Genomic DNA, 8,204 nt, shown 5'->3' on the forward strand with positions numbered 1-8,204 from the left:
GAGACGGACACTCCGGCGCCGGCGATCTCACCGCCCTGCCGGGCGGCCCTCTGCTCGCCGCGCACTCGGCGGCACGGGCGAGCCCGTCCCCGCGGCCGCTGCGCACCACCGCCGTCTGCGCGGCCCGGCGGCGGGGGGTGTACGGCCGAGCGGTGGGCGGACGAGGAGAGGCGGACCGCGGGCCGTGCGGTCGGCAGGGCGGCCCCGCCTTCCGCACCGGCCGAACGGCGACGCTCGCGAGCCCGGCCGCCACGGCACCCGTGCCACGGCGGATTCGCCGCCCTGCTGCCCCGGCGGGCACCTCGGTGGGCCGCGCCGCCGCATGCCCCTCGGGGGTCCCGGCGCACTCCGCGGTCACCCCGTTCCTGGCCCGGCCCTCGTCGTACCCCCGCGCAAGCCGCCCGCGGCGTGCGGGGGTACGGCGAGGGCCCGGCTCCTTCAGGAACCGGGCCCTGGGCGGGGGTTGCTCAGACTTCCGCGAAGTCTCCCGCGAGCGCCGAGGCGATCCGCAGGTGTGTCTCCGCCTCGTCGTGCCGTGCCTGCCGCTGGAGCGTGCGGCCCAGCATCAGCCGGGCGTAGTGCTCCACCGGGTCACGCTCCACGATCGCCCGCAACTCCGCCTCCGCACGGCTCAGTTGGGCCGAGTGGTAGTAGGCACGGGCCAGCAGCAGCCGGGGACCGGTCTGCTCCGGCACCTCCTCGACCAGCCCGGCCAGCACGCGCGCCGCACCCGCGTAGTCCTGGGCGTCGAAGAACTGCCGCCCGCGCTCCCAGCGCTCGGCCGTGGTTCCGTGGTCGTAGTACGTCGTCTCCACTCGTGACCTCCTTCGCCCCCCACAACCGAACCCAATGGTTGAAAATTCCACCACCAACCCCGACCGCTACCTGACCCGACCACGCCGCCTGAGCGGGGCCGACGGCAGCTCGGGCGCGGAGAGCGGGTCGCCGTCGTACCCCTTCACCTCGCCGAAGCGCGACCCCGTCAGCCAGTCCGTGCGGGCCTGCTCGATCTCTTGCTGGGTGCGGGCGATGAAGTTCCACCACATGATCAGCTCCTCCTCGAACGGCTCGCCGCCGAGCAGCATCAGCCCCGCGTCCGACTCGGCGCGCAGCGGCAGTTCGCTTCGGCCGCAGCCGAGGTAGAGCATCGAACCCGGCAGCACGGGCACGCCGTCCACGTGTACCTCGCCGGACATCGCCAGGACCCCGTACTCGAAGTCGCGCTCCAGCGGGAGGCGGACATCGCTGCCGCGGGCCAGCGTGAGATCGGCGCCCACGATCGGCGTGTACGCCGTACCGGGCGAGGCGGTGCCGTCGAGGTCACCGAGGATCACGGTCGCCGTCAGGCCCGGCGCGCTGACCGTGGGCAGTTCGGGGTGGTACTCGAACCGCGGGTCGGTGTGGCGGTGCGCGTCCGGCAGCGCGACCCACAGCTGCGCGCCGTGCAGGAGGCGTGCGTGCGGGCGGGGGCTCTCCTCGGAGTGGCTGATCGCCCGGCCCGAGGTCATCAGGCCCAGCTGCCTGGGCCGGATGGTCTGCACGCTGCCGGTCGAGTCCCGGTGCAGCACCTCGCCCTCGTGCAGCCAGCTGACCGTCTGCAGGCCCATGTGCGGGTGCGGCGGGACCTGCATGCCCGGCTCGTCGGCGATGTCGTCGGGCCCGTAGTGGTCGACGAAGGCCCACGCGCCGATCATGCGCCGGCCGAGGTTCGGCAGCAGCCGGCGCACCTCGGTCGACTCGCCGAGCCGCACCTCGCGGGGGCTCAGCAGCTCGCGGACGGGCTCGGCGACGACGAATCCGCGGCCGCCGCAGACACTGGGTACGGGCGCGCGGTCAAGGTTGCTCATGGCGCCCAACCTAGCGCCGGTCCTGCGGTCGCCGAGCCCGGAACGGCCGCCCCGCCGCCGGGTGCCGCGCTCTGGCGGGTACGGAATCTTCACCGGGCGGCCACGGAATCCCACTCTCCTTGCTTAAGTCAATCAACGGACTTACAGTCGATGGGCCGCACACCCGAGTGCCCGGACGGAGGCCCGACCATGGCCCACGCACAACCCCGGCCCGTTCAGGAGGCGAGGCCGCAGGAGCCCACCGCGCCGCGGACGAACCTCGTCGTCGCCGTGCTGGCCTTCGGCGGCATCGTGGTCTCGCTGATGCAGACCCTGGTGATCCCGATCGTGCCCGAGCTGCCGAAGCTGCTCGACGCGCCGGCCTCGGACGCGGCCTGGGCCGTCACCGCCACCCTGCTCGCGGCCGCCGTCGCCACCCCCGTCATGGGCCGGCTCGGCGACATGTACGGCAAGCGGCTCATGCTGCTGACCAGCCTCGCCATGCTGGTCGCCGGATCGGTCACCGCCGGGCTCAGCGACACCCTCGTTCCCATGATCGTCGGGCGGGCCCTGCAAGGGCTGGCCGCCGGTGTGATCCCGCTCGGCATCAGCATCATGCGCGACGAACTGCCCGCGGAACGGCTCGGCTCCGCCACCGCCCTGATGAGCGCGTCCCTGGGCGTCGGCGGCGCCCTCGGGCTGCCCGCCGCCGCGGTCATCGCGGACCACTTCGACTGGCACATGCTGTTCTGGACGTCGGCAGCCCTCGGCGTCGTCGCCGCCGTGCTCGTGCTGCTCCTCGTCCCCGAGTCCCGGGTGCGCACCGGCGGCCGGTTCGACCTGCCCGGCGCCGTCGGCATGGCGGCCGGCCTGGTCTGTCTGCTGCTGGCGATCTCCAAGGGCGCCGACTGGGGCTGGACGGGCGGCACGACCCTCGGCCTGTTCGGCGCCGCGGTCCTGGTGCTGTTCCTGTGGGGCCTGTTCGAACTGCGCGCCGCGCACCCACTGGTGGACCTGCGCGCCACGGCCCGCCGCCAGGTGCTGGTGACCAACCTCGCCTCGGTCGCCTTCGGCTTCTCCATGTTCGCCATGTCCCTGGTGCTCCCGCAGCTGCTGCAACTGCCCGTGGCGACCGGCTACGGCCTGGGCAAGTCGCTGCTCTTCGCCGGACTCGTCATGGCGCCGACCGGCCTGGTGATGATGGCCATGGCGCCGGTGTCCGCGGCGGTGTCCCGGGCGTGGGGGCCGAAGGTGACCCTGATGTGCGGCGCGGTGATCGTGGCCGCCGGCTACGGCCTCAACATCGTGATGATGGACGCCGTCTGGCAGCTCGTCGTGGCCTCCTGCGTCATCGGCGCCGGCATCGGCTTCGCCTACGGCGCCATGCCCGCGCTCATCATGGGCGCCGTGGACCCGTCCGAGACGGCCGCCGCGAACAGCCTCAACACCCTGATGCGGTCCATCGGCACCTCCACCGCCAGCGCCGTCGCGGGCGTGATCCTGGCGCAGCTGACCACCCCGTTCGGCGCCGTCTCCCTGCCCTCCGAGAACGGCTTCAAGGTGGTCATGGCCGTCGGCTCCGGAGCGGCGGTCCTCGCGCTCCTCGTGGCCTCCTTCATCCCGCGCCGCCGCGAGGCCCCGCCCGTGGTGGGACCGGCCACTGTGCAGGCCGCGGCGACCGGTGACGTCCCGCAGCCGCCCGCGCGGCCCGGGCCGGAGGCCACGCGGACGCCGGGTCCGGAAGCGGTGTCCGCGGAGCCGGCCGGGACCGTGCCCGCCGGGCACGGCGAGCGCGGCATCCCGGTGCGCGGGCGGGTGCGCGGCGCCGACGGCGCGCCCGTGGCCGGAGCGGCCGTCACCCTGATCGCGCTCGAAGGACGGCAGCTGGGCCGGGTCGTCGCACGGCCCGACGGGGCGTACGCGCTTACCGCGCCGGGGGAGGGGACGTACGTCCTGATCGCCTCCGCCGCGGGCCGCCGGCCGCGTGCCACCTCGCTGGTGGTCGGCGCGGACCCGACGGCCTACGACATCCTGCTGAGCGGCGGTGGTGGGCTCACCGGAGTGGTGCGCTCCGCGGACAGCGGGGCGCCGGTCGCGGGCGCGGTCGTCGTCGTGACCGACGTGCGCGGCGACGTCCTGGCCACCGCGCACACCGACACGCTCGGCGAGTTCGGCGTCGCCGGCCTGGTGCCCGGGACGGTGACCCTCGCCGTCAACTCGCCCGAGCACCGCCCGCTCGCGCTGCCCGTCGACCTGGCCGACACCGGTGACACGCGCGTGGAGCTGGAACTGCGGCCCGGGGCGTACGTACGCGGCACGGTGCGCGGCGCAGGCGCCCCCCTGAGCGACGCCCGGGTGACCCTGGTGGACGCCACGGGTGATGTCGTCGCCACGACCACGACCGGTGTCGACGGGGCGTACGCCTTCACCGACCTGGACACCGGCCAGTACTCGGTCGTCGCGACCGGCTACCCGCCCCGGGCCACCGACGTGCGCATCGACGGCGGCGACACGGAGAACTACGACATCGAACTCACCCACCCCAGCGCGTGAGCGCTCCGCTGGGTTTGGCGGGATGTGCCGGTGGTTGTGTGCGGAGGTGTTGTGGCTGGTCGCGCCCGCGCGGCGGAGCCGCATGTTGACACAGCCCCGCGCCCCTTGGGGGCGGTGTTTTCGCTTGGGCCGCGTCCGGCGCGTGAGTGCTTCGCTGGGTGTGGTGGGATGTGCCGGTGGTTGTGTGCGGAGGTGTTGTGGCTGGTCGCGCCCGCGCGGCGGAGCCGCATGTTGACACAGCCCCGCGCCCCTTTGGGGGCGTTGTCCTGGTGGGGCTTGTTTGTGCCGCGGCCCGGATGGTGGGGGTGTGGGGGTGGGCGGACGATGGAGGGGTGGGGCGGTTGCCGTGTGCGTCGGTGCCAGCCGAGGTCGCCGGGAGACGGTGACCGGCCCCGGCCGCGGTCGGCGGCCGGAAGGGAGGACACCGTCATGCTGGAAGTGAAGACGGTCGACAAGCCCGACGAGCGGCGCGACTTCCCCCGCGGCCATCTCGAAGCCGTCCACCTGAGCGGACTCGACTTCGCCGTGGCCACCTTCGAACCGGGCTGGCGCTGGTCGCAGTCCGTGGCGCCGATCGCGGGCACGGAGAGCTGCATGGTGCACCACAACGGCTTCGTGGTGCGGGGACGGATGCGGCTGCGCATGGACGACGGCGGCGAGGCCGAGGTCGGCCCTGGCGACGTCTTCGTGTGCACCCCCGGCCACGACGCCTGGGTCGTAGGCGACGAACAGGTCGTGGTCCACGACTTCGCCGGCGGCATGGCCCAGACCTACGCGAAGTCCCCGGGGCCGTAACCGCGGACGCCTGCGGCCCTGGCCGCCATGTGCACCGACGGCGGACCTGGGCGCGTGCGGTCTTCTGCGGGCGGGGTGCGGGGCAAGTCGACCACACCGGCGCCCCCTGCGGGCGCCGGTGCCGCAGGCGGTGTGGCCGGCGTCTCCAAGCGGTCGAGTTCTTCGACGGCAAGGACGAGGTGCTTGCCGCGAGCCTGGAGCGGCGGATCCCGGGTACGAGGCCCGGCTCAGGCCCACCGAGCCGGCGGCCATGTCGCCCCGCCGGCAGATCTTGTACGTCTTCGAACGGCTTGCCGAGCACTCCGTGGACCCCGACTACCCCGAGCACCCGGCGAGCGCGGTCGCCCGCGGCGCCAAGGAGCGGCTGCAGACCCACTTCGTCGGCGCCCGCGTGGAGCGGCTGGACGACGGACTCGCGGGCGACGGTGACCGCGCTCCTGGACGCGGCTGGCGCCCGGGCGTGACGCGGCAAGTATCCCGGCGTCACCGGCCCGCAGGGCACCCACGGCGACAGGGGCACGCCCGTCGCGGACACCCCCGTGGCCCGCGACGGGCGTGCCCCTGTCGCCCGCGACCGGCATGCTCCCGTCACCAGTGACCGGCGTCCCCCGTCGCCGGCAGCCGCTCACGCCGCAGCGGCCACCGCCCCGATCGCCGGGGTCCGCAGCACCCTGCGTGCCGTGCCGAGGCTCGTGCCCAGCGTCACCGCCGCGGCCACCGCGCACACCGCGAGCCAGATGCCGAGCGTCCGACCCGGCAGCACACCGTCGGTGCGGACCATCGTGAACGGAACGATCCCGGCGAGCGCGGCCACCGTGCCGAGCAGCACCCCCACCACCGTGAGCACCGTGGACTCGACGCCCACCGTGCCCAGCACCTGGCCGGGGGTGGCGCCCGCCAGCCGCTGCCGGCCGAACTCCGAGCCGCGGTACGTGGTCGCCGCGTACAGCGAGTTGACCAGCATGACGCAGACGAACACCGCGATGACGCCGGCGACCGTCAGATTCAGCGTCTCCAGGTTCTTCGCGTCGACCGACCTGCGCAGCCCCGAGGCCGCGACGGCGTCGGACTCCACCGACTGCATGGTCACCGTCGCCGTGCTGATGGCCGTGAACAGGATCAGCGACATCAGGATCCCGGACAGCTCGTCCACCCGGCGGCGCAGAGTGCGCACCGCGAGCCAGCCGCTCGCCCCGCCCAGCGGCAGCGCGGCGAGCACGGCGCCGAACAACCGCGGCGCCAGCAGCGCGAAACCCACCGACAGCAGGATCGCCCCATACGCGGGCGCCGCCATCAGCGCCGCGTCCGTCGCCGAGAACGCGTACGTGCTCGCCGCGGACAGCACCCCGGCGGCCAGCGCGCCGTACGCGAGGAGCGTCCGCCCCCGGCCGCGCCGCACGCCCCGGCGCGTCGCCCGGCGCACGGCGAGGAACGCCGCGCCCGCCGACGCGAGCAGCGTGACACCGACTCCGGACAGCAACGCGACCGGGCCGAAGGCGGCTTCCACGGAGGGGGCCACCTGGCCGCTGTCCCGGAGCGCGCCGAGCAGCGCCCGCCCGCCGAGCACCGCGGGACCGACCGCCAGGACCGTGCCCACCAGGGCCACGGCGACGGCCTCGCCGACGACCATCCGCCTGATCTGCGCGGGCGTCGCCCCCGAGCAGCGCAGCAACTCCATCTCGGCCGACCGCTGCCGCACGTTCACGGTCAGGGTGGAGGCGATGGCGAAGAAGACCAGCAGGGTGCCGTAGCCGCCGACGACGCCCGCCGTGGTGCCCAGCGTCTGCGCGCTCACATCGTCGACGCCCGGCTGCCCGGCCGTGTCGTGCAGCGAGTTGAAGGCCATGACGAGCGCCGCGCCGAGGAAGGCGGACAGCAGCGTTGCCAGGAACCGTCCGGGGCGCTTGCGGATCGACCGCAGAGCCAGTACGAGCATCGCTCACACCCCCGCCGGCACGTCGTCGCCGAGGTGCGCGAGCCATTCGGCGACCGCGTCGGCCGTCGGCGCGGGCAACTGCCCCGCGAGCCGGCCGTCGGCCAGGAACAGCACGGAGTCGGCGTACGAGGCGGCGACCGGGTCGTGCGTCACCATCACCACGGTCCGGCCGTGCACCCGCACCGCCTCCCGCAACAGCCGCAGCACCTCCCGCGCGCTGCGCGTGTCCAGCGCGCCGGTCGGCTCGTCCGCGAAGATCACCCGCGGCTCGGTGACCAGCGCCCGGGCGATCGCCACCCGCTGCCGCTGACCGCCGGACAACTGGCCGGGCAGATGCCCGAGCCGGTCGCCGAGCCCGACGGCCGTCAGCACCTCCCGGGCCCGCTTCCGGTCCACGCGCCGGCCCGCGAGCTTCAGCGGCAGCACCGTGTTCTGCGCGACGGTCAGGGTGTCCAGCAGGTTGTACTGCTGGAAGACGAACCCGACCCGGCCGCGCCGGAACCGGGTCAGCTCCGCCTCGCCGGAACCCGTCAGCTCCGCGCCGTCGACCATCACGATCCCGCTGTCGGGCCGGTCGAGACCGGCCGCGCACTGCAACAGCGTGGACTTGCCCGACCCCGACGGGCCCATCACCGCCGTGAACGTGCCCCGGGCCAGGCCGAGCGTGATCCCGTCGAGGGCGGTCACGGCGCCATCCCCGCTGCCGTACGTCTTGGTGACCTTGACCAGCCGCAGCGCCTCGGCGGCGGGTCCCGCGGCGTGCGTGCGTCGCGAAGGTGTGCGCAACATCGTCATCCCTCTCCGTCCGGCACCCGGTGTGCCCGTCTGTGCCCGTCGACGACGCTACGGAGCGGACGGCCGCGGCACATGGGGCGCAGAGCCCGTATCGGCGGGTGTAGCCAGCTACACCCGTACGGGTCCGGTTACCGGGTTCCTTGCAGAAAGCCCCGGCGTTCACGCCGGGGATGAATGCATCTCAAGACTGCTCTGACGTGCATCTTAGAGCGGACGTTTTTGCTGCTCGATGTACCGGCGGACGATCGCCAACGGTGCTCCGCCGCACGATGCGGAGAAAGACGAGGGCGACCACAGGT

Annotated in this window: 6 protein-coding genes; 2 read left to right on the forward strand and 4 right to left on the reverse strand. The window is 74.1% G+C overall.

Going from position 1 to position 8,204, the window contains the following annotated elements:
• Positions 1-467 precede the first annotated feature (467 nt).
• The gene (locus ACIRFL_RS22405; RefSeq protein WP_404031000.1) at positions 468-815 is read right to left on the reverse strand and encodes a tetratricopeptide repeat protein; all 348 of its coding nucleotides are present in this window, start codon (positions 813-815) and stop codon (positions 468-470) included.
• A gap of 66 nt (positions 816-881) precedes the next feature.
• Entirely contained in the window at positions 882-1,847 is a 966-nt protein-coding gene (locus tag ACIRFL_RS22410; RefSeq protein ID WP_404031003.1) for a pirin family protein, read from the reverse strand.
• 189 nt (positions 1,848-2,036) lie between these two features.
• Between ACIRFL_RS22410 and ACIRFL_RS22415 the strand changes: the two genes are divergently transcribed.
• The gene (locus tag ACIRFL_RS22415) at positions 2,037-4,379 is read left to right on the forward strand and encodes an MFS transporter (protein WP_404031006.1); all 2,343 of its coding nucleotides are present in this window, start codon (positions 2,037-2,039) and stop codon (positions 4,377-4,379) included.
• Positions 4,380-4,808: 429 nt separating this feature from the next.
• Complete coding sequence (locus ACIRFL_RS22420; protein ID WP_404031008.1) at positions 4,809-5,174, forward strand: cupin domain-containing protein; 366 nt, start codon at positions 4,809-4,811, stop codon at positions 5,172-5,174.
• Between the two features lie 625 nt (positions 5,175-5,799).
• Here the strand turns inward: ACIRFL_RS22420 and ACIRFL_RS22425 are convergent.
• Both ACIRFL_RS22425 and ACIRFL_RS22430 read right to left on the reverse strand, forming a co-directional pair.
• A complete protein-coding gene (locus ACIRFL_RS22425) occupies positions 5,800-7,110 on the reverse strand; it encodes an FtsX-like permease family protein (protein WP_404031010.1) in 1,311 nt (436 codons plus the stop codon).
• 3 nt (positions 7,111-7,113) lie between these two features.
• A complete protein-coding gene (locus tag ACIRFL_RS22430; protein ID WP_404031013.1) occupies positions 7,114-7,899 on the reverse strand; it encodes an ABC transporter ATP-binding protein in 786 nt (261 codons plus the stop codon).
• Between the last annotated feature and the right edge of the window lie 305 nt (positions 7,900-8,204).

Source organism: Streptomyces sp. NPDC102462, from assembly GCF_044765425.1.
Lineage (GTDB): Bacteria > Actinomycetota > Actinomycetes > Streptomycetales > Streptomycetaceae > Streptomyces.